General features: G+C 73.2%; 19 protein-coding genes. 11 read left to right on the top strand and 8 right to left on the bottom strand.

Features of this window, described 5'->3' with window-relative positions; genetic code table 11:
- Nucleotides 1-95: 95 nt before the first annotated feature.
- Nucleotides 96-1,199, bottom strand: coding sequence for a cell division protein ZapE (gene zapE / locus ACZ7KF_RS01165; RefSeq protein WP_471068003.1), 1,104 nt, complete (start codon nucleotides 1,197-1,199; stop codon nucleotides 96-98).
- Between the two features lie 37 nt (nucleotides 1,200-1,236).
- Between zapE and ACZ7KF_RS01160 the strand changes: the two genes are divergently transcribed.
- From ACZ7KF_RS01160 to ACZ7KF_RS01125, 8 genes are all read left to right on the top strand, one after another.
- Entirely contained in the window at nucleotides 1,237-2,073 is an 837-nt protein-coding gene (locus ACZ7KF_RS01160; protein ID WP_471068000.1) for a pyrimidine reductase family protein, read from the top strand.
- Nucleotides 2,074-2,202: 129 nt separating this feature from the next.
- Nucleotides 2,203-2,676 (top strand): indole-3-glycerol phosphate synthase, encoded by a 474-nt coding sequence (locus ACZ7KF_RS01155; protein ID WP_471067997.1) that lies wholly within the window; start codon nucleotides 2,203-2,205, stop codon nucleotides 2,674-2,676.
- 254 nt (nucleotides 2,677-2,930) lie between these two features.
- On the top strand, nucleotides 2,931-4,322 hold the full coding sequence (gene murC, locus ACZ7KF_RS01150; RefSeq protein ID WP_471067994.1) for a UDP-N-acetylmuramate--L-alanine ligase: 1,392 nt from the start codon (nucleotides 2,931-2,933) through the stop codon (nucleotides 4,320-4,322).
- Between the two features lie 16 nt (nucleotides 4,323-4,338).
- Nucleotides 4,339-4,746 carry a peptide-methionine (R)-S-oxide reductase MsrB gene (gene msrB / locus ACZ7KF_RS01145; RefSeq protein ID WP_471067991.1) on the top strand — a complete coding sequence of 136 codons (408 nt, stop codon included), beginning with the start codon at nucleotides 4,339-4,341 and terminating at the stop codon, nucleotides 4,744-4,746.
- Between the two features lie 416 nt (nucleotides 4,747-5,162).
- The gene (locus tag ACZ7KF_RS01140; protein ID WP_471067988.1) at nucleotides 5,163-6,488 is read left to right on the top strand and encodes a PP2C family protein-serine/threonine phosphatase; all 1,326 of its coding nucleotides are present in this window, start codon (nucleotides 5,163-5,165) and stop codon (nucleotides 6,486-6,488) included.
- 182 nt (nucleotides 6,489-6,670) lie between these two features.
- Nucleotides 6,671-7,801, top strand: coding sequence for an ABC transporter ATP-binding protein (locus tag ACZ7KF_RS01135; RefSeq protein WP_471067984.1), 1,131 nt, complete (start codon nucleotides 6,671-6,673; stop codon nucleotides 7,799-7,801).
- Entirely contained in the window at nucleotides 7,798-8,451 is a 654-nt protein-coding gene (locus tag ACZ7KF_RS01130; protein WP_471067982.1) for an ABC transporter permease, read from the top strand. Before ACZ7KF_RS01135 ends, ACZ7KF_RS01130 begins: the two co-directional genes overlap by 4 nt.
- Nucleotides 8,448-9,116 (top strand): ABC transporter permease, encoded by a 669-nt coding sequence (locus ACZ7KF_RS01125; protein WP_471067979.1) that lies wholly within the window; start codon nucleotides 8,448-8,450, stop codon nucleotides 9,114-9,116. Before ACZ7KF_RS01130 ends, ACZ7KF_RS01125 begins: the two co-directional genes overlap by 4 nt.
- A gap of 3 nt (nucleotides 9,117-9,119) precedes the next feature.
- Here ACZ7KF_RS01125 and ACZ7KF_RS01120 read toward each other — a convergent pair whose 3' ends face one another.
- The 4 genes from ACZ7KF_RS01120 to ACZ7KF_RS01105 are packed head-to-tail and all read right to left on the bottom strand — an operon-like array spanning nucleotide 9,120 to nucleotide 13,422.
- Nucleotides 9,120-9,722: a GTP-binding protein gene (locus ACZ7KF_RS01120; RefSeq protein WP_471067976.1), complete on the bottom strand. Its 603-nt coding sequence runs from the start codon at nucleotides 9,720-9,722 to the stop codon at nucleotides 9,120-9,122.
- Complete coding sequence (locus ACZ7KF_RS01115; RefSeq protein WP_471069551.1) at nucleotides 9,709-10,125, bottom strand: DUF742 domain-containing protein; 417 nt, start codon at nucleotides 10,123-10,125, stop codon at nucleotides 9,709-9,711. The genes ACZ7KF_RS01120 and ACZ7KF_RS01115 overlap by 14 nt, the downstream gene beginning before the upstream one ends.
- 28 nt (nucleotides 10,126-10,153) lie before the next feature.
- Nucleotides 10,154-10,630, bottom strand: a complete 477-nt coding sequence (locus ACZ7KF_RS01110; protein ID WP_471067973.1) for a roadblock/LC7 domain-containing protein — start codon at nucleotides 10,628-10,630, stop codon at nucleotides 10,154-10,156.
- Nucleotides 10,627-13,422 carry a sensor histidine kinase gene (locus tag ACZ7KF_RS01105; RefSeq protein ID WP_471067971.1) on the bottom strand — a complete coding sequence of 932 codons (2,796 nt, stop codon included), beginning with the start codon at nucleotides 13,420-13,422 and terminating at the stop codon, nucleotides 10,627-10,629. The genes ACZ7KF_RS01110 and ACZ7KF_RS01105 overlap by 4 nt, the downstream gene beginning before the upstream one ends.
- A gap of 290 nt (nucleotides 13,423-13,712) precedes the next feature.
- Here ACZ7KF_RS01105 and ACZ7KF_RS01100 point away from each other — a divergent pair, with 290 nt between their 5' ends.
- Both ACZ7KF_RS01100 and ACZ7KF_RS01095 read left to right on the top strand, forming a co-directional pair.
- Nucleotides 13,713-14,675 carry an ABC transporter substrate-binding protein gene (locus ACZ7KF_RS01100; protein ID WP_471067969.1) on the top strand — a complete coding sequence of 321 codons (963 nt, stop codon included), beginning with the start codon at nucleotides 13,713-13,715 and terminating at the stop codon, nucleotides 14,673-14,675.
- A gap of 22 nt (nucleotides 14,676-14,697) precedes the next feature.
- Complete coding sequence (locus ACZ7KF_RS01095) at nucleotides 14,698-16,287, top strand: aromatic amino acid lyase (RefSeq protein WP_471067966.1); 1,590 nt, start codon at nucleotides 14,698-14,700, stop codon at nucleotides 16,285-16,287.
- A gap of 336 nt (nucleotides 16,288-16,623) precedes the next feature.
- Here the strand turns inward: ACZ7KF_RS01095 and ACZ7KF_RS01090 are convergent, their stop codons facing one another.
- Nucleotides 16,624-17,079, bottom strand: coding sequence for a tellurite resistance TerB family protein (locus ACZ7KF_RS01090; protein ID WP_471067962.1), 456 nt, complete (start codon nucleotides 17,077-17,079; stop codon nucleotides 16,624-16,626).
- A gap of 171 nt (nucleotides 17,080-17,250) precedes the next feature.
- Between ACZ7KF_RS01090 and ACZ7KF_RS01085 the strand changes: the two genes are divergently transcribed.
- Nucleotides 17,251-17,619: an ArsR/SmtB family transcription factor gene (locus ACZ7KF_RS01085; RefSeq protein WP_471067959.1), complete on the top strand. Its 369-nt coding sequence runs from the start codon at nucleotides 17,251-17,253 to the stop codon at nucleotides 17,617-17,619.
- Nucleotides 17,620-17,675: 56 nt separating this feature from the next.
- Here the strand turns inward: ACZ7KF_RS01085 and ACZ7KF_RS01080 are convergent, their stop codons facing one another.
- Both ACZ7KF_RS01080 and ACZ7KF_RS01075 read right to left on the bottom strand, forming a co-directional pair.
- Entirely contained in the window at nucleotides 17,676-18,146 is a 471-nt protein-coding gene (locus ACZ7KF_RS01080; RefSeq protein WP_471067956.1) for a DUF6114 domain-containing protein, read from the bottom strand.
- A gap of 5 nt (nucleotides 18,147-18,151) precedes the next feature.
- Nucleotides 18,152-18,850 (bottom strand): DUF6230 family protein, encoded by a 699-nt coding sequence (locus tag ACZ7KF_RS01075; RefSeq protein WP_471069550.1) that lies wholly within the window; start codon nucleotides 18,848-18,850, stop codon nucleotides 18,152-18,154.
- Between the last annotated feature and the right edge of the window lie 29 nt (nucleotides 18,851-18,879).

The raw sequence follows: 18,879 nt of genomic DNA, 5'->3' as shown, positions 1-18,879 counted from the left end.
GCGCACAAGAGAGCGTGAAAAGTGCGGGTGGCGTGGCGTGAAGCCGCTCTTGACCCGCGTGGCTCGATGGAATATTGGACGCCCGACGGTGGCCGCTAGGCGCCGATCAGTCCCTTCGCGTCCCGGGCCAGGGCGGTGAGCCGGGATATGGCGCGGAAGTACTTCTTGCGGTAGCCGCCGTTCAGCATCTCCTCGCTGAACAGCTTGTCGAAGGGCAGCCCCGACGCCAGCACCGGGACCTCGCGGTCGTAGAGCCGGTCCGCGAGGACCACCAGTCGCAGTGCGGTCGACTGGTCCGGCACCGGCCGTACGCCGGTCAGGCAGACCGCCCGCACGCCGTCGGTCAGCGCTCCGTACCGGCTGGGGTGCACCTTGGCCAGGTGCTCCAGCAGATGCGGGAAGTCGTCCAGCGAGGCGCCCTCGGTGGCGTAGGCGGTCTTCATGACCTCCTCGTCCGAGAAGGGCGCCGGGGCCTCGGGCAGGCCGCGGTGACGGTAGTCCTCGCCGTCGATGCGCAGGGCGCGGAAGTGGGCCGACAGGCCCTGTATCTCCCGCAGGAAGTCGGCGGCGGCGAAGCGCCCCTCGCCCAGCTTGCCGGGCAGCGTGTTGGAGGTGGCGGCGAGCGCCACGCCCGCCTCGACCAGCTTGCCGAGCAGCGTCGACACGAGGACCGTGTCGCCGGGGTCGTCCAGCTCGAACTCGTCGATGCACAGCAGGCGGTGGTCGCCCAGTGTCCGCACGGTCTGCTGGAAGCCGAGCGCGCCGACCAGGTTGGTCAGCTCCACGAAGGTGCCGAACGCCTTCAGCTCGGGCGCCGCCGGGGTGGCGTGCCACAGGGAGGCGAGCAGGTGGGTCTTGCCGACGCCGTAGCCGCCGTCGAGGTAGACGCCTCGGGGGCCGGGCGGGGTCTTGGGGGCTCTGGCCTTGCCGAACCCGAAGAAGCCGCGCTTGCCGCCGCCGACGGCGTGCGCCCCGCCGAGCCCGGCCGCGAAGCCTTCCAGCACCCGGACGGCCTCGGTCTGGCTGGGCTGCTCGGGGTCCGGGAGGTACGTGGCGAAGCGGACCGAGTCGAAGCGCGGAGGCGGCACCATCTCGGCGACCAGCCGGTCCGCGGGGACATGCGGCTCGCGCTCGCACAGAGACAGGGGGCCTGCGTCCGGCAGCGGGCTGGGTCCGGGGGCGGCGGTGGAGAACGACACAGTCATCCATGCTAAGCGCCGTGTCACACTGCACGGCATGCGACGCCTGTTCCCTGTGACCGAAGAGACAGCAGCCCGGACCCTCGGCGGGGGCGCGGAGGGGGAGGAGGCGCGCGCGACGGGCGCGGGCGCCGCGGCCGTGGACCGGGAGTGGGGGCTCGCCGAGCTGGCCGCCGCCTACGCCTACCCGGAACCCGTCCCGGGTGCCTCCCGGACCTGGCTGCGGGCCAACATGGTGTCCTCCCTCGACGGCGCCGCCCAGCACGAGGGCCGTTCGCAGCCCATCTCCAGCGCCACCGACATGCGCGTCTTCGGCACGCTGCGGGCGCTCGCGGACGTCGTCGTGGTCGGCGCGGAAACGGTGCGGCAGGAGGGATACCGGCCCGCCCGCGCGCGTGCGGAGTTCGCCGAGGCCCGCGAGGCCGCCGGACAGGCCCCGGCCCCGGCGATCGCGATCGTCAGCGCGAGCCTGGAGCTGGACTTCACGCTGCCGCTGTTCACCTCGCCCCTGGTGCCGACGCTGATCCTGACCGGGGCCGCGGCCGCCCCCGACCGGATCGCCGCCGCCGAGCAGGCCGGCGCGCGGGTGGTGATCGCCGGCGAGGGCGTCGGCGTGGAGCCCGCGCGCGTGGTGCCGGCGCTCGCCGACCTCGGCCACACGAGGCTGCTCACCGAGGGCGGCCCCCGGCTGCTCGGCCAGCTGATCACCGCCGGAGTACTGGACGAGCTGTGCCTGACCCTCTCGCCGACCCTCACCGCGGGGCACGCGCAGCGCATCGCCGGCGGGCCGTCGATCGCCGTGCCCCGCCGGTTCGAGCTGGTGTCCCTGCTGGAAGAGGACGGATTTCTGTTCGGTCGCTACCGTCGGCCCTGACATCAGCGGAATCTACTGCTCCGTTTAGCTTCCGACGGGCAGACTTAGTGCGGCAGTACCCGTGCGATCACGGGGAAGGATGGTTTCCGCAGGGGCCCTTCCGGGCCCTCTAAGGAGAAGAGGCGCCTGGTGTTCACAAGCGTTCTGATGATCGAGAAGGCCCTGACGTCCGCCGACGTGGAGTTCGTCACCACCTTGCACGGAGACGAGCCCGTCTCCTTCCACGTGCTGCTCCAGCCGCGCGGCGACCAGGCGGACCGGCTGCTGCGGGCCATCGACGACATCGCGCTCGGCGAACTCGACGAGGCGGTTCGCGAGCGCGAGACCCCGGAGGGCCAGGAGGCGCGGAGCGTGGGACAGCAGGCCCTCGACGTGTCGCTCCAGGCGCTGCGCTCCGCGGGGAGCGCGGCGGAGGGGCGGCTGGTCGAGGACCATCCGCTGGACGCGCTGAAGGCCCTGGTGGCCGAAGTGGGCGCCGACGAGGTGATCGTGCTGACCGACCCGCACTATGTGGAGGAGTTCTTCCACCGGGACTGGGCCTCGCGGGCCCGGCACAAGGTCGGCGTACCGGTGCTGAAGCTCTTCTCGCACAGCAAGGCGTAGCCGCCGTCGGGGACGGGGCGCGCGCGGAGAGGTGCCTGCTGCGGATCCGTCCCCGCCGTCGTCCGCGGAGACGCGCCCGCCGTCTCGTCGCCGACGACGTGCCCGCCGTCGTCCGCGGACACCCGTGCCCCGTCGCTTCTCGCGCGGCCCCCCGCGCCCCTCGGACCGGACCGGGCCCCTCCTTGCGGGAGGCCCGGTGTCTCAGCACATAGGCTAGGCCTGCTTCAGCTCGTACCGTCTCTGGGGAGAAACGCATGGCACCCGGCCTTCCTACCGCCATGGACCGACCGCACTTCATCGGCATCGGCGGCGCCGGAATGTCGGGCATCGCCAAGATCCTCGCGCAGCGCGGGGCCAAGGTGGCCGGCAGCGACGCCAAGGAGTCGGCGACCGCGCAGGCGCTGCGGGCGCTGGGCGCGACCGTGCACATCGGGCACGCCGCCGAGCACCTCGCCGACGACGCGAGCTGTGTCGTCGTGTCCTCGGCGATCCGCCAGGACAACCCCGAGCTGGCCCGCGCCGCCGAGCTGGGGATCCCGGTGGTGCACCGCTCCGACGCGCTGGCCGCGCTGATGGAGGGCCTGCGCCCGATCGCCGTGGCCGGCACCCACGGCAAGACCACCACCACCTCCATGCTGGCGGTCTCCCTGGCCGAGCTGGGCCGCGAGCCGTCGTACGCCATCGGCGGCGACCTGGACGCGCCCGGCTCCAACGCGCTGCACGGCGCGGGCGACATCTTCGTCGCCGAGGCGGACGAATCGGACCGCAGCTTCCACAAGTACGCGCCCGAGGTCGCCATCGTCCTCAACGTCGAGCTGGACCATCACGCCAACTATGCCTCGATGGACGAGATCTACGAGTCCTTCGAGACGTTCGTGGACCGGATCACCGAGGGCGGCACCCTGGTCGTCTCCGCCGACCACGAGGGCGCCCGGGAGCTGACCCGGCGCGTGCGCGCGGGCACGGCGCACGTGGTGACGTACGGCGAGGCCGAGGACGCCGACGTGCGCGTGCTGTCGATCGTCCCGCAGGGGTTGAAGAGCCAGGTCACCGCGGTCATCGACGGGCAGGAGCTGACCTTCGGGGTGTCCGTGCCCGGCCGGCACTACGCCCTCAACGCCGTCGCCGCGCTCGCCGCCGGTGCCGCCCTCGGCATCCCGGCCGCCGAGCTGGCGCCCGCGCTCGCCGCCTACACCGGCGTCAAGCGGCGCCTCCAGCTCAAGGGCGAGGCGGCCGGCGTCCAGGTGATCGACTCGTACGCGCACCACCCGACCGAGATGACCGCCGACCTGGAGGCCATGCGCGCCGCCGCCGGTGACGCCCGCATCCTCGTCGTCTTCCAGCCGCACCTGTTCTCCCGCACCCAGGAGCTGGGCAAGGAGATGGGGCAGGCACTGGCCCTCGCCGACGCCTCGGTGGTCCTGGACATCTACCCGGCACGCGAGGACCCGATCCCCGGCGTGACCAGCGAGCTGATCATCGAGGCCGCGCGCGCGGCCGGCGCCGACGTGACCGCCGTGCACGACAAGGCGGAGATTCCCGCGGTGGTCGCGGGAATGGCGAGGCCCGGTGATCTCGTTCTCACCATGGGCGCGGGCGATGTGACCGACCTGGGCCCGCTGATCCTGGACCGCCTGTCGCAGTAAAAGGGGCTGAGTGCTGATGGCGTACGACGTCGACAAGCCGGACGAGCAGTGGCGCGCGGAGCTGAACCCGGCCGAGTACGCCGTGCTGCGCCAGGCCGGCACCGAGCCGGCCTTCACCGGTGAGTACACGGACACCAAGACCAAGGGTGTCTATTCCTGCCGCGCCTGCGGTGCCGATCTGTTCACCTCCGACACGAAGTTCGAGTCGCACTGCGGCTGGCCGTCCTTCTACGACCCGAAGGACACCGACGCGGTGGAGCTGATCGAGGACCGCTCGCACGGGATGGTCCGCACCGAGGTGCGGTGCGCCCGCTGCGGCTCCCACCTCGGGCACGTCTTCGCGGGCGAGGGCTACCCGACCCCGACCGACCAGCGGTACTGCATCAACTCCATCTCCCTGCGCCTGGCCCCCGAGGAGGGCTGAGCGGGAAGCCGCTGCACGAGCACGGCAAGCCGTAGGAGGGTCGCGGCAGGGCCGTAGAAAGCCCTCGCCAGGACGGCGGTAGGGCTGCGGCGGGACTGCGGACGGGCCGCGGCAGGGCCGCAGGGCTGCCGCGGAAAGGCCGCCACAGCGCCGCGCGGGCGCGCCCGCCCGGACCTGTGCCGGCGGGCTTCCTGGCGCGGCGCTGTGCGTTTTCCCCCGGCCTGCTCGTGCCGCCTGCCGAACCGGCGTGGCGAGCGGGCCGAACCGGCCGGCGGCGACCCGGCGCCGGCTTGGCGGCCGTCCGGCGGCGGCCCGGTGGGAGGCCGGCGCGCGGATCGGTGGGAGGCCGGCGCGCGGATCGGTGGCAGGACCGGGACCGGTGCCCAGGTTGCCCTCGTTCGAGGCTTTCTGTGAGGGTGATGGTTGTGGCGCGGTGGATCCGGTCCCGTCGCAGGCCCCTGCCCGTGCACGGGGACCGCCGCCGGAGCGGCAGCGGTCCCGGCGCGGACGAGTACGGCCCCGAGGAGGCCGCGGGAGCCCCCGCGCGGCTGAGCGCCCTGCGGGAAACCCTGGCCGGCATCGGTACGACCCTCGACGCGGCCACGACCTGCGCCGAGCTGACCCGGGCCGCGGTACGCCTGGCCGGCGGCGCCGCCGCGGTGATCCGCCGCACGGGGGACACCCTCTCCGGGTACGACGCGATCACCGGGGACGCCGATCTGCTCCCCGACGCCCGGTGGGCCACCGCGTCGGCCCACGACCTGGGCGTGCCGGCCGTCGACGCGGGGCCGGACCCCTGGCTGGAGCGCGCCGCCCGCGGCCGTACCGGAGCCGCCCTCTGCGCCTCGCTGACCAGCGGGGACGACGGCTACGGCGTCCTGGTGTGGGCGCGGTCCGGAGATCCCTTGCGCCGGGTGGAGGCCGAGCTGCTCGCCCTGCTCGCCGAGCGCGCCGCCTCCCACCTCCGGCTCGCCCTGGCCTACGAGCAGGTCAGCCGCACCGCCGGCGATCTGCAGCGGGCGCTGCTCGCCGAGCCCGGCCGGCCGCACCCCAACCTGGACGTCGCCGTCCGCTATCTGCCCGCCGGCCGGCAGGCCCTGGTCGGCGGCGACTGGTGCGAGACCGTCCGGCTGCACTTCGGCCGGACCCTGCTGGTCGTCGGTGACGTCATGGGGCACGGTCTGGAATCCGCCGTCGACATGAGCGCCTACCGATCCTTCCTGCGCTACATCGCCTCCGCCGACCTCCCTCCGCACCGGGTGCTGCGGCAGATGGACGACGTCGCCTCCAGGGAGGACGAGCGCAGACCCGCCACCTGCCTGCTCGCCCGCGTCGACCCCGGCCGGGGGCAGGTCACGCTGGCCAGCGCCGGTCATCTGCCGCCCGTGCTGATCGGCGGGGACGGCACGGCGAGGCTGCTGCCGGTGCCGGTCGGACCACCGCTGGCCACCGGGCTCGGCGGGTACGAGTCGGCCGACCACCGGCTGGCGCCGGACGAGATCCTCGTCCTGTTCACCGACGGGCTGGTGGAGCGCCGCGGCGAGGACATCGACCGCTCCCTGGCCCGGCTGGCCGCCCTGCGCTTCACTCCCGGCGGCGGTGTCGAGGCCGTCCTGGAAACCATCCTCGGCCGACTGGACGTCCGGCACGCGGAGGACGACGTCGCCGTCCTCGCGGCCCGACCGCACACCCGGCAGACACCCCCGGCGGGCGCGGACGCGTGGGAACCGGGGGCCCGTTGAGCGCGCGGCGCGCGGAGCCGCGGCCCGTCCCCGGGGCGGCCGCGCGGTCGGCCCCAGCGGTTCGCCTCGACCGCCGGCCGTCGAGGGACGAACGCTGTCCGGCCAAAGTACTGAAACACTTGCGGTCTAGACTCTCCCCGCACCAGCCCAGGATCGGTCGGACCCGGAGGGTACGCGGCGTTTTGATACGGATAGATGCAGTCACGAAGCGGTACCCGGACGGCACGGTCGCGGTCGACCGGCTGTCGCTGGACATACCGGACCGCGCGATCACCGTCCTCGTCGGGCCCTCCGGCTGCGGCAAGACGACGACCCTGCGGATGATCAACCGGATGGTGGAGCCCAGCGAGGGCAGCATCCTCCTCGACGGCCGGGACATCCGGCAGCAGCCGGTCAACACCCTGCGCCGGTCCATGGGTTACGTCATCCAGAACGCCGGTCTCTTCCAGCACCGCACCATCCTCGACAACATCGCCACCGTGCCCCGCCTGCTGGGCCGGTCCAAGCAGCAGGCCCGGGCGCGGGCCGCCGAGTTGATGGAGCGGGTCGGCCTCGACTCCGCGCTCGCCAAGCGATACCCGTACCAGCTCTCCGGCGGCCAGCAGCAGCGCGTCGGCGTGGCCCGCGCACTCGCCGCCGACCCGCCGGTGCTGCTGATGGACGAGCCGTTCTCCGCCGTCGACCCGATCGTCCGCAAGGGCCTCCAGGACGAACTCCTGCGCATCCAGGACGAGCTGGGCAAGACCATCGTCTTCGTCACGCACGACATCGACGAGGCGATCAAACTGGGCACGAAGGTCGCCGTGCTGCGCACCGGCGGCCGGCTCGCCCAGTTCGCCCCGCCCGCCGAACTGCTCAGCGCGCCCGCCGACTCCTTCGTGGAGGACTTCCTCGGCGCCGACCGCGGTATCCGCCGGCTCTCCTTCTTCCCCTCCACCGACCTGGAGTTGCAGACCGCGCCGGTCGTCCCGATCGACACCGACGCCGCGGGGCTCGCCTCCCGCGCCGAGGCCCCCTACCTCCTCGTCACCGACCCCGACGGCAGGCCGCTCGGCTGGAGCGAACCGGACCGGCTCACCGCCGGCGCCGTCGACCGGGACCGACTCCTGGACTTCGGGCGACCGTTCGTGCCCGGCAGCGACTCGCTGCGCACCGCGCTCGACGGTGCCGTGCTCTCGCCGACCGGCTGGGCGGTCGCGGTGGACGGCGAGGGGCGCGCGGTGGGCGTCGTCTCCCAGCAGGTCATCGGCGAGGCGATCCGGGCCGCCCACAGCCGCGTGGCGGAGCACGCCGAAGCGAAGGCCGGGCGATGAGCGGCTTCTTCGACCTCCCGAGCGATCTCCAGCACAGCTACCTCGGCCTCATCGGGCTGCATCTGCGCGAGGCCCTGCTGCCGGTCCTGGCCGGACTGATCATCTCCCTGCCCGTGGCCCAGCTGTGCGTGCGGTTCCGCTGGATCTACCCGCCCGTCCTCGGTATCACCACCGTCCTCTACGCCATCCCGTCGCTGGCCTTCTTCGTCGTCCTCATCGACTACTTCGGCCAGAGCGAGACGACCGTGATGATCCCGCTGGCGCTGTACAGCCTCGTGGTGCTGGTCCCGGCGATCGTGGACGGCGTCCGCTCGGTGCCGCCGGAGACCCTGGCCGCCGCCCAGGCCATGGGCTTCGGCGCCGTACGCCGTTATTTCCAGGTCCAGTTGCCCATCGCCGTACCCGCCATCATCGCCGGCCTGCGGGTGGCGACCGTGTCCAGCATCTCCCTGGTCAGCGTCGGCATGCTCATCGGCAACCAGGGCGCCCTCGGCAACATGCTGTACGACGCCCAGACCTATCACCGGCCCGCCCTGGCCGTGAACTCGGTCCTGACCATCGCGGTGCTGGGCATCCTCGCCGACGCCGTCCTGGTCGTGGTCCGGCTCCTCCTCACCCCCTGGATGCCGCGGAAGGGGGCCGCCCGGTGAACGTCCTGAACTTCGCGCACGCCTTCTTCAGCGACAACGCCCACTGGCACGGGTACGACGGCATCCCCACCCGGTTCGCCGAGCACGTCACGTACTCGCTGGAAGCCCTGTTGATCGCCGCCGCGATCGGGCTGCCCGTCGGCCTGCTCACCGGCCACTACGGCCGCGGCGGCAACGCCCTCGCGCTCATCGCCACCGCCGGCCGGGCGCTGCCCAGCTTCGGCCTGCTGGTGCTGATGTTCATCTGGATCGGCTTCGGCCTGCTGCCGGTGATGATCCCGCTGGTCGTGCTCGCCGTCCCGCCGATCCTGGTCACCACCTACGAGGCGGTCCGCTCCGTCGACCCCTCCCCGGTGGACGCGGCGCGGGGCATGGGGATGACCGAGGCGCGGGTGCTGCTCCAGGTGGAGGTGCCGGTCGCGCTGCCGCTGATCTTCAGCGGCCTGCGCACGGCCGCCATCCAGATCGTCTCCACCGCCACGATCGCCGCCTACGTCAGCCTCGGCGGCCTCGGCCGGTACATCATCGACGGCCTGTACCAGAAGGACTACGAGAAGGTCGTCGGCGGCGCCGGCCTGGTCGCCGGCCTGGCCCTGGTGACCCTCGCCCTCTTCTGGGCGGCGTCCCGGCTCACGGTGTCGCCGGGAGTACGCCGGAGCGGCTGAGGGCTATCCCCCGGTGCGGGCCAGCGCCAGTTCGAGCACGACGAGCAGCGCGTCCCGCACCGAGCCCCGCTCCCGGGCGTCGAACACCACGACCGGCACCCCGGCGGAGACGTCCAGCGCCCAGCGGACCTCCTCCAGCGAGTGCTCCACCTTCCCGTCGAAGGCGTTCACCGCCACCGCGAACGGGATGCCCTTGTGCTCGAAGTAGTCGACGGCCGCGTAGCAGTCGTCCAGCCGGCGGGTGTCCACGATGACCAGACCGCCGACCGCGCCCTCCACGATGTCGTCCCACATGAACCCGAACCGCTCCTGTCCGGGCGTGCCGAAGAGGTACAGCTTCAGCGTCGGGTCGACGGTGATGCAGCCGAAGTCCATCGCGACGGTCGTGGTGGTCTTGCGCGGGGTGTGCGTGAGGTCGTCCACACCGGCCGCGACCTCGGTGATCGACGCCTCCGTGGTCAGCGGCTCGATCTCCGAGATCGCGCCGACGGCCGTGGTCTTGCCCACGCCGAAGCCGCCCGCGATCACCATCTTCACCGGCAGCGGCGGCCGTACGGCCGCCGGCGCGGCCGGGCCCCGGGCCAGGGGCGGTTCAGTCGGTGTCACTCGGTACCCCTCGGGAGTCGGGGATGGCCCGCAGGCCATCGATAACCCTGCGCAGGACGGACGCGTCGTGGGTGGCCGCGGCGTCGGGCACGTACACCGCCAGCCGCCCCTCCTCGCGCAGGTCCTCGGCCAGGACGCGGACCACGTTCAGATGCAGCCGCAGCCGGGCCGCGAGTTCCGCGAGGGACTGCGGCAGCCGGCAGGCGGCGACGATGTCGTGCTGCTCGAAGGAGAGCCGGCCGAGCGCGTCCAGCCCCTCGGCGGTGGCCACCACCTGGGTCTCCAGGGGCAGCGCCCGGCCGGAGGCGGCGTCCGCGACCCGGCCGGCGGTGACCAGGTACGGCCGTACGGCGGGGGCGGGGCCCACCGGGGCCGGGCCCGGGGGCGGGATGCCGTCCGCCATGCCGTCCGCCATCGGAACCGTCTCCTCCTCAGCCGGTCGCCGAGGCGCCCACGCTGTTCTTCAGCTCCAGCACGAGCTGTGGGCTGAGGGCGGCCCCGGCCCGGTTGGCGAACACCGTCATCTCGTAGGCGATGTTGCCGAGTTTCGCCTCCTTGCCGGTGACGACGCCGAGCACGGCGCCGCTGCCGATCGCGGAGACGATGACGTGTCCGCCCTCCAGGTCGATGATGACCTTGTTCAGTCCGCCCAGGCCGTAATTGCCGGAGGCACCCGCGGCGAGACTGGTGATGCCGGACACGATCGCCGCGAGCCGCTCGGAGTCGGCGTGCTCACGCAGCTGCGACACCGCGATCAGCAGCCCGTCGGAGGACACGGCGATCGCGTCGACGACCCCCGCGGTCTCGGTGGCGAAGCGGTTCAGCAGCCAGGTGAAGTCGGCCGCGGCTGCCCGCAGATCGTCCGGCGTGGTGCCGCTCGTAGGGGTGTCACCTGTCGACGTGCTCACTGCTCGGCTCCTTCCGGAAGGTGGTCCGGGTCGTGCGGCCCGGTGCTCGGGGACGCGGTGTGCGGGAGATGGCCATGCGGAGGGCGCAGGTCGGTGGGGTGACCGTGTGCGGGGGCGGGCGGGGGCGCGGGGGACGGTGCGGGGGGCCCGGGGGCGGGAGCGGTGTCCGGGCGGGCGAGGCCGCCGGGGGCGCTGTCGCGCCGGGCGCGTTCCACCGCCTGCTCGAACTCCTCCAGCTCGCTGCGGACGGCCTCCGCGTCCAGCGGCCGAACGGTCTGCGGCACCGTCGGCGCGGCCCCGGCGGTGCTCCGCAGCGTGGCCCCGCGAACCCGGCGGCGCAGCGGGCGCCCGGTCCCGGAGGAGCGGGAGGACTCGGCGGAGGGGGACTCGGCGGGCGCAGCGAAGGAAGCGGGGGCAGCGAGGGAAGCGGGGGCAGCGGGGGCAGTGGGGGGAGCGGGGACAGCGGGGGCGACCACGCTGCGCTCGCCGTCCCGTTCGCCGGGCTCGCCTTCCCGCACACCGTGTTCGCCGTGCCGTTGGCCGTGCCCGCTGTCGCTCGCGCTGTGTTCGCCGTGCCGTTCGCCGTGCCCGTCGTCGCTCGCGGTGGGTGCGGTGGGTCCTGGCGTGTGGCGGGGGACCCGGCGGGGGAGGGGGCTGCCGTGTTCCGCTCGGGCGGGCTCGTCGGGGACGGTGTCGACGTCCGCCGCCTTCTCGTGGGCGGCGTCCGGCGCCGAGGCCGACGGCAGCGCACCCCGCGCCGGCCCCTGCCCCGACCCCCCGGCCGCGGACGCGGACGCCGCGGTGACCGCAGTGGCCGGAGCCGCGGCCGCCGTGCCGAGCGTGAGCAGCAGCGAGGCCGGCAGCGTCACCTCGGCCGTCACCCCGCCGCCCGGCGTCCGGGTCAGCTCGACCCCGATCTCCCAGCGACGCGCCAGCGCCCCCACCACGAACAGGCCCAGCACCTTGGTCGGCACCAGGTCCAGGCGTTCCCGGCGGATCAGCCGGGCGTTCTCCTCGGCGAGCCGCTCGGCGCTCATGCCCAGGCCGTGGTCGGTGACCACCACGTGCGCGCCCTCGGCGCCGGATCGGACGGTGACCTCGACGGGACTGCCCTCGGGCGAGAACGAGACGGCGTTCTCCACCAGCTCGGCCGTCATCAGCGTGAGGTCGCCCACGATGTCCGGTACGACCATGGCGTCCGACGCGGTGTACAGCCGTACCCGCCTATAGCCCTCGATCTGCCCCAGCGCGGCCCGTACGACGTTGGACAGCGCCGTCGGCCCCGCGTCCAGCACGGTCTCGTGGATGCCGGCCAGCAGCATCAGGCTGTCGGCGTTGCGGCGCAGGCGTACCGCGATGTGGTCGATGGAGTACAGCCGCTCCAGCAGCGCCGGGTCGGTCTCCCCGCGCTCCACCGCGTCGATCAACGCCAGCTGGCGGGTGGTCAGGTTGCTCACCCGGCGGCCCACGTTGCCGAACATCTCGGCGGTGTTGCGCCGGCTGAGCACCTGGCGTTCCAGCAGCGCCGCCGCGGTGGTCTGCACCCGGTTGAACGCCGAGGCCAGGTCGCCGATCTCGTCGCGGGCCGTGACCGGCACGTCCCGCAGCCGCGGCGGCCCGTCGTCCTCGGCGTCGTCGTCGGCCACCCGGGCCAGCTCGCGCCCCGCCACCTCGGCGACCTCCCGCGCGGCTCCGGTGAGCGCCTGCACGGGCCGGATCACCGAGCGGCGCACCAGCACCGCGAAGGCGATCCACAGCGCGAAGGCGATCAGCGCGCCGCTCAGCAGCAGGCCGGCCCGCCAGCGGGCGGAGACGGCCGCGTCGTCGGCCCGGTCGGCGATCTCGCCGATCAGCGCGGTGGTGATCTTCAGCCGGGCGGCGGCCTGATCGGGGTAGGCCGGATAGTCGGTCAGCGCGTCCTGCACCGCCCGCCGGATCGCCTCCTGATCACCCGTCTGCCACCGGTCCGCGCCGACCTGGAGCTCGGCGTACGCCTCGGAGATCTCCCGCTGCGCCTCCGTGTGCTCCATGCCGGCGAGCCGCTCGGCCTGCGCCTCGGTGGCGAACCGGCCGAAGCGCTCGGCCTGGTGGGTGTAGAGGTCGTAGGCGCCGACCGCGTTGGTGAACTCGATCAGCGCGTTGGTGTCGCCGGTGGTGGCGGCGAACACGTCGGTCTCGAAGGCACCGTGGGCGGCGTCCGCGCGCAGCAGGGAGTCCAGCAGGTTTCCGGTGAAGGTGTCGGCGAGGTCCGCGTTGCGGTCGAGCCCGAGACCGTCGATCAGGCTCTGCGCGGCTCCGGCGTAGGCCGGGTCGATGTTGTCGGCGGGCAGATAGGACTGCTCCACCGAGGTGCGCAGGCTGGTGAGGCCCTCGACCCCGCGCAGGGCCTGCGCCGCGCTCCGCGGCAGCCGGTCGCCGAAGGCCGCGCGCACCCGCGCCAGCTGGGCGTCGACCGCCTTCTGCGCCCCGCGGTAGGCGGCCGTCGAGGGCTTGTCGTACCCGGACTCGTAGCGGGTGGAGAGCAGGATGGCCTGCTGGTGCTCGGCCTCCACCCGGTCCACCAGCCGGGCCAGCTGGGCGCTGTCCCGCACCAGCCGGGCCGCGGAGGCCGCGCTGGACGACTGCCGCGCCAAGTCGGTGAAGAGGTACGCCAGCAGAACCGTGATGACCGCGAGGGGGATGCCGACGAGCAGGTTGAGCTTGCGCCGGAAGGGCCAGCGGTCGGCGAAACCCCGTGCTCCGCCCCGGGCGGGGGCGTGCCGGGCGGGCGCGTCCACCTGGTTCGTGGACACCGGGCCTCCTTCGTGGGTGTCTTGTCAGGGGGAGCCGTCACTCCCGGACATGAGGGCCCCGTCGCCCTCGAACAGCCTGTGTCACACCACCGGAACGGGCCCCGCGCACCGCTGTGGTCGGTACCAACTCGGCCGAGACTACAGCCCGCTCGAGGCGCCGATCAGCTCTGCTTTCATCAAGAATCCGTTACAAAGGGACCGCGCTGCGTGCACAACTGGTCGCAGATCGAGGCCAATCGGTGATCTGATGCACTTGACTGACCGAGAACCGGCTGGATTGGATCGGTCACGTGACTTACACGACCCACATCAGCAGGTCCATCCGGAAGAACCGAGGCGCGGCGGCGGTCGCCCTCGTGGCGGCGACGGCTCTGCTGGCGGGCTGTTCCTCCAAGGACGACGACAAGAGCAACCCCCTCACCGACGGGGGCAAGGCGAGCGGCGACAGCGTGGTCGTCGGATCCAACAACTTCCCCGAGAGCACCCTGCTGGCCGACATCTACGGCGAGGCGCTCAAGGCCAAGGGGATCAAGGTCACCTACAAGCCGAACATCGGCAGCCGCGAGACCACCTACGGGCTGATCAAGAACGGCTCGATATCGGTACTGCCCGAGTACAACGGCGCGCTGCTGGCCTACCTCGACCAGAAGGCCGCCCCGAAGTCCCTGGCCGAGACCACGGACGCCATCAACGCCAAGCTGGACTCCAAGCTCACGCTGCTGAACCCGGCGTCGGCGCAGAACAAGGACTCGGTCACGGTCAACGCGGCCACCGCGAAGAAGTACGACCTCACCGGGAAGTCCTCCATCGCCGACCTGAAGGACGTCGCCGAGGACCTGGTCATCGGCGCCTCGCCGGAGTTCCAGACCCGGCAGCAGGGCCTGGTGGGCCTGAAGTCCGTCTACGGCCTGGAGTTCAAGTCCTTCAAGGCGCTGGACGCGGGCGGCCCGCTCACGCTGGCGGCGCTGAAGAAGGACGCCGTCCAGGTCGCGGACCTGTTCACCACGGACTCGAACATCTCCAAGGAGAAGTTCGTCGTCCTGAAGGACCCGAAGAACCTCTTCGGCTTCGAGAACGTCCAGCCGCTCGTCTACAAGGGCGCACTGTCCAAGGAGGGCGCCGACGCGCTCAACGCGGTCTCCGCGAAGCTCGACACCGCCACCCTGCTGGACCTGGACACCCAGGTGCAGGCCGGGAACAAGGACCCGCTGGACGTCGCCAAGGCCTGGCTGAAGTCCGCCGGTCTCGCCTGACGCACGACCGCACGGAACGACCGTGGACGTACCGACGCGGGTGCCCCCGACACAGGGGGACACCCGCGTCCTGCTCGACGGCGGCGGCCTCACCCTGCCCGCCCTGGTCCGGCTCGCCGACGCCACGGCCGTGCCCGCCGTGGACCCCGGCGCGCTGGACCGGGTCGGCCGCGCCCGCGAGACGGCCGACCGGCTCGCCGCGACGGGCCGCTGGTACGGCCGCGGCACCGGTGTCGGCGCACACCGCTCCGTCGCCGTCGACCCGGCCGACGAGACCGCCCACGGCCTACGGCTCCTGCGCAGCCACGCGGCCGGTGCCGGCCCGCTCCTCCCGCCCCGCCAGGTCCGCGCGATGCTCGCCGTCCGCGCCAACCAGCTCCTCGCCGCCGGCTCCGGCATCCACCCGTCCTTCGTCACCGCCCTCACCGACGCCCTCCGTCTGGGCGTGCACCCGGCGGTCAACCAGTACGGCAGCGTGGGCACCGGCGACCTGACGGCCCTGGCCCAGACGGCCCTGACCCTCCTCGGTGAACGCCCCTGGCTGACGACGGCGAACACCGTGGCGCCCCCCGCCACCGGCGCACCGGCGGCCGGCACCGTGCCGCCGCCCCGTACCCCCGGCGCGGCAGAGTGTTCCGGGAGCGAGCTGCCCGCCCCGGTCGTGCTCCGGGCCGGCGACGCGCTCGCACTGCTCAGCAGCAACGCCCTCGCGCTCGCGCAGGCCGCGCTCGCCGGGCACGAGACCGAGCTGCTGCTGCGGGCCACGCACGCGGTCGCGGCACTGTCCCTCGCCGCGGTCTCGGGCTCACCGGAGGCGTACGCCGGGCCGGTGCACGCGCTGCGCCCCTACCCCGGCCCGGCTCGCGCCGCCGCCGAGGTACGGCGCCTGCTCGGCCTGCCCGACCACCCGACGGCGCCCCGGCCGGACGGTCCCGGCCCCGCGGGCGGCCGGATCCAGGACCCGTACGGCTTCCGCGCGTTCCCGCAGGTGCACGGCGCCGCCCTGGACGCCTCCGCCGCGCTGCGCCGGATCGTCGAGGTCGAGATCAACTGCCCGTCCGAGAACCCCGTCCTCACCCCGGACGGCCACCTCTACCACCACGGCGGCTTCTTCGCCGCCCCCCTCGCCCTGGCGCTGGACGGCCTCGACCTCGCCCTGCTGAAGACCGCGCAGCTCTCCGCCGCCCGCCTGTCCGCGCTGAGCCGCCCCGACCTCACGGGCCTGCCCGCCTTCCTCGCCGACGGCCCGGTCGGCAGCTCGGGCACGATGATCCTGGAGTACACCGCCAACTCCGCGCTCGCCGAGCTGCGTGCGAATGCCGCCGCACCCGCCTCGGCCGGGCACGCGGTCCTCTCCCACGGCCTGGAGGAGGCCGCCGGCTTCGCCGGACAGGCGGCCCGCCAGACGGAACGGGCCGGCGCCGCCTACGCCACCCTCCTCGCCTGCGAACTGGTGGCCGCCGTACGCGCGTTGCGCCTGCGTCCCGTACCGCCCGCGGTCCCCGCCTTCGCCGTCGCCGCGGCCGCGCTGCCCGCCGCGCTGGAGGACCGGCCGCTGACCGGGGACATCGCGACCGCCACCGAACTGCTGCCCCGACTCGCCGAACTGTGACGACGCACGCACCGCCCGACGACCCGGCCGCCTCGGCCATCGCGTGAGACCGCCGCACGCCCGGCCGGGGTGACGGAAGAAGTCCGCGCGCACCCCGCTCCCGGCGGAGTCGCACGGGGTCCGGAGCCGGTCAGCCGGAGCGGCGCAGACACGCCCGGTACGCGGTCCCCGGTCGCCGTAGCGCGAGGGGCACCCCATGCCCCTCCGACGACGGTCTGCGCCGAGACCCCGAGGACCGCGGCGATCCTGCCGAACGGTGACCGGCCGTCCGGGTGCGGGGCGTGGACGAGGGCACGGTCGCGGTCGTCGAGCATGCCCTCGCGCTCTTCACCGTGCTCAGAGGTCGAACTCGTGCGGCGGCAGGTCCAGCGCGTAGCACGCCTCACGCACCACGGCCTGCTCGTCCTTGTCGAAGTCGCCGTCCGCGCCGCCGATGACGATGCCGATCTGGACGACCGCACGCGCCTCGGCGGGCTTCTTCTTGGCCTTGGCGATCTCCTGAAGCACGCTCACCTTGCCGAAGGCGAAGTCGGCCGTCAGCTTGTTCAGGTTCTCCTCGAAACGGCGGCGCAGGTCGTCCGCCGGGAAGTTCTGCAGCACCTCGTTCGTACCGATGAGCTGGGCCACCCGCTGTCGCTCCGACGGATCCACGGTCCCGTCGGCGGCGGCCACGAGCGCGCACATCGCCATGCTCGCATCGCGGAACGCGCCGCTCTTCAGGTCGTTCTTCTTCGCCACCAACTGGGTCTGCATCTGCGACGCCGACTCCTTGATGCGGTCCCACAGGGCCATGTCCACTCCTCGTATCGGCCGCCCGGTGCGCTCTCGGCACCCGACAGTTACTTCTACAGCACCGTAGAAACTAACGGGGCGGCCGGGAAGTTCCGGAGATCTAGACTGGATCCGCCGACCACGGCGGACACAGACGGAACACAGCGGCGACGCGGCGGGAGGACGGCGACAGTGGCGACAGCGCCCGGCACCGGCCACCAGGACCCCTCCGCCGAGGTGCTCGCCGAGGCGGCCGCCGCCTTCGGGCTGCTCGCCGCACCGGCCCGGCTGCACCTCGTGTGGGCGCTGGCCCAGGGCGAGAGCGACGTGACCGGGCTCGCCGAGCGCGTCGGCGGTGCGCTGCCCGCCGTCAGCCAGCACCTGACCAAGCTCAAACTCGCCGGACTCGTCCGGTCCCGCCGCGAGGGCCGCCGCCAGGTGTACTTCGTCGACCCCGCCGAAGGGGCCGCCGTGCTCGACGTCGTACGCCTCCTCGTCGGCCGGCTCGCCGAGCGGGAGGCGTCCGCCGCCGTCCCGGCCCGCCGGCTCCGTGGCCTGTGACCCCGTGACCGGCGCATGCATGGGCCGGGCCCGGCGTGGCCCGGGCGCGTGTCCCGTCAGGCCGTCCCCTCCGCCGCCTCCGACGCCGGCGCGCGAGCCTCGGCCCTCGCCTGCCGGCGGCGTTTGCGGCGGCTGACGCGCGGTTCCTGGTCCGGGAGCCAGCCGAAGGCGAGGCAGCTGCCGGTGACGCCGAGGAGCAGGCCGAGGAAGAAGCCGCCCAGGTTGGAGGTGAGCCAGGTGCCCAGGGAGAGCAGGACGCCGGTGAGGGAGTAGAAGAGCCGCTGGGACGGGTTGAAGAGGATCAGCAGCCCCAGCAGCGCCATGAGGGTCGGCAGCAGATAGCCGGCCAGGCCCTGCATGCCGATGTGCAGCACGACCTTCAGCGAGGCCTTCTCGGTGAGCAGGATCTCGCCGCCGCCGAGGGCGAGCAGCAGTCCGCCCCAGAACGGCCGGCGGGCCCGCCATCCGCGGAAGGCGAGCCTCGGTCCCCGACGCGGACGGTCCGGAACGGTGTGCGGGTCCGGCACGGCGATCAGCAGCCCGAATCGCTGAAGCGGAGCTTGAGGCCGGGCAGCTTGAACACGCCTGCCGTGGTGGCGTAGTTGGTCTGCCGGAGATGGGCGATGCGCACGGTGTCGGCCTGCTGGCTGAAGACTCCGATCGGACCCTTCGCGTTCGCCTTGTTCAGCGTGCTGGCGTCGTTGCCGATCTCGATGTTGTTGAACGCCGCGTCGCCCGACAGCTCGGTGGAGTCGGTGGTCAGGTCGGTCGCGGTGACCTTGTTCGCGCCGCTGCCCGCGGTGATCAGCAGGTTGGTGCCGCCGAGGTCGACGCTCTGGCACAACTTGGTGAGCGTGGCGTTCTTGATGGCGGAGGTGACGACGAGCACCTGACCGCCGGTGTCCCCGGCGTTCGGGCTGCCCTCGGCCATGTTGTCGAGCCCGCCGAACTGCTCGAAACCGGTGCCGTTCAGCTCGGTCGCGGTGACCGTGAACGGCATGCCGGAGATCGCGAACTGCACACCCAGCGCACCCTGGGCGGTGAGGACCGCGAGGGTGGCGGCGACGAGGGTGGCGGGCACCGCCATCACCGCGGCCCGGCGGGCCCGGACCCGTCCTCGTCTCTGGACACCGGTGGTGGTCCCGGCGTCGTTCGGGGTTTCGGGCGGGGTGCCGCTTCCCGAGTTCTCGGGGGTGTTGCCGGCGGACGAGACGTCCGGGGACGAGGCCATGTCTGCTCCCATGGGCATGGATCAATGCG

The sequence above is a fragment of the Streptomyces sp. NPDC038200 genome, from assembly GCF_055600785.1.
Note: the sequence above shows the minus strand (reverse complement) of the source record. Positions and strands in the feature narration are given on the sequence as shown.

Excerpts from the sequence above, each read along its gene's own strand:
- ACZ7KF_RS01160 (WP_471068000.1), top strand. The coding sequence starts at position 1,237 with ATGCGACGCCTGTTCCCTGTGACCGAAGAGACAGCAGCCCGGACCCTC.
- murC (WP_471067994.1), top strand. The coding sequence starts at position 2,931 with ATGGCACCCGGCCTTCCTACCGCCATGGACCGACCGCACTTCATCGGC.
- msrB (WP_471067991.1), top strand. The coding sequence starts at position 4,339 with ATGGCGTACGACGTCGACAAGCCGGACGAGCAGTGGCGCGCGGAGCTG.
- ACZ7KF_RS01130 (WP_471067982.1), top strand. The coding sequence starts at position 7,798 with ATGAGCGGCTTCTTCGACCTCCCGAGCGATCTCCAGCACAGCTACCTC.
- ACZ7KF_RS01115 (WP_471069551.1), bottom strand. The coding sequence starts at position 10,125 with ATGGCGGACGGCATCCCGCCCCCGGGCCCGGCCCCGGTGGGCCCCGCC.
- ACZ7KF_RS01090 (WP_471067962.1), bottom strand. The coding sequence starts at position 17,079 with ATGGCCCTGTGGGACCGCATCAAGGAGTCGGCGTCGCAGATGCAGACC.
- ACZ7KF_RS01075 (WP_471069550.1), bottom strand. The coding sequence starts at position 18,850 with ATGGCCTCGTCCCCGGACGTCTCGTCCGCCGGCAACACCCCCGAGAAC.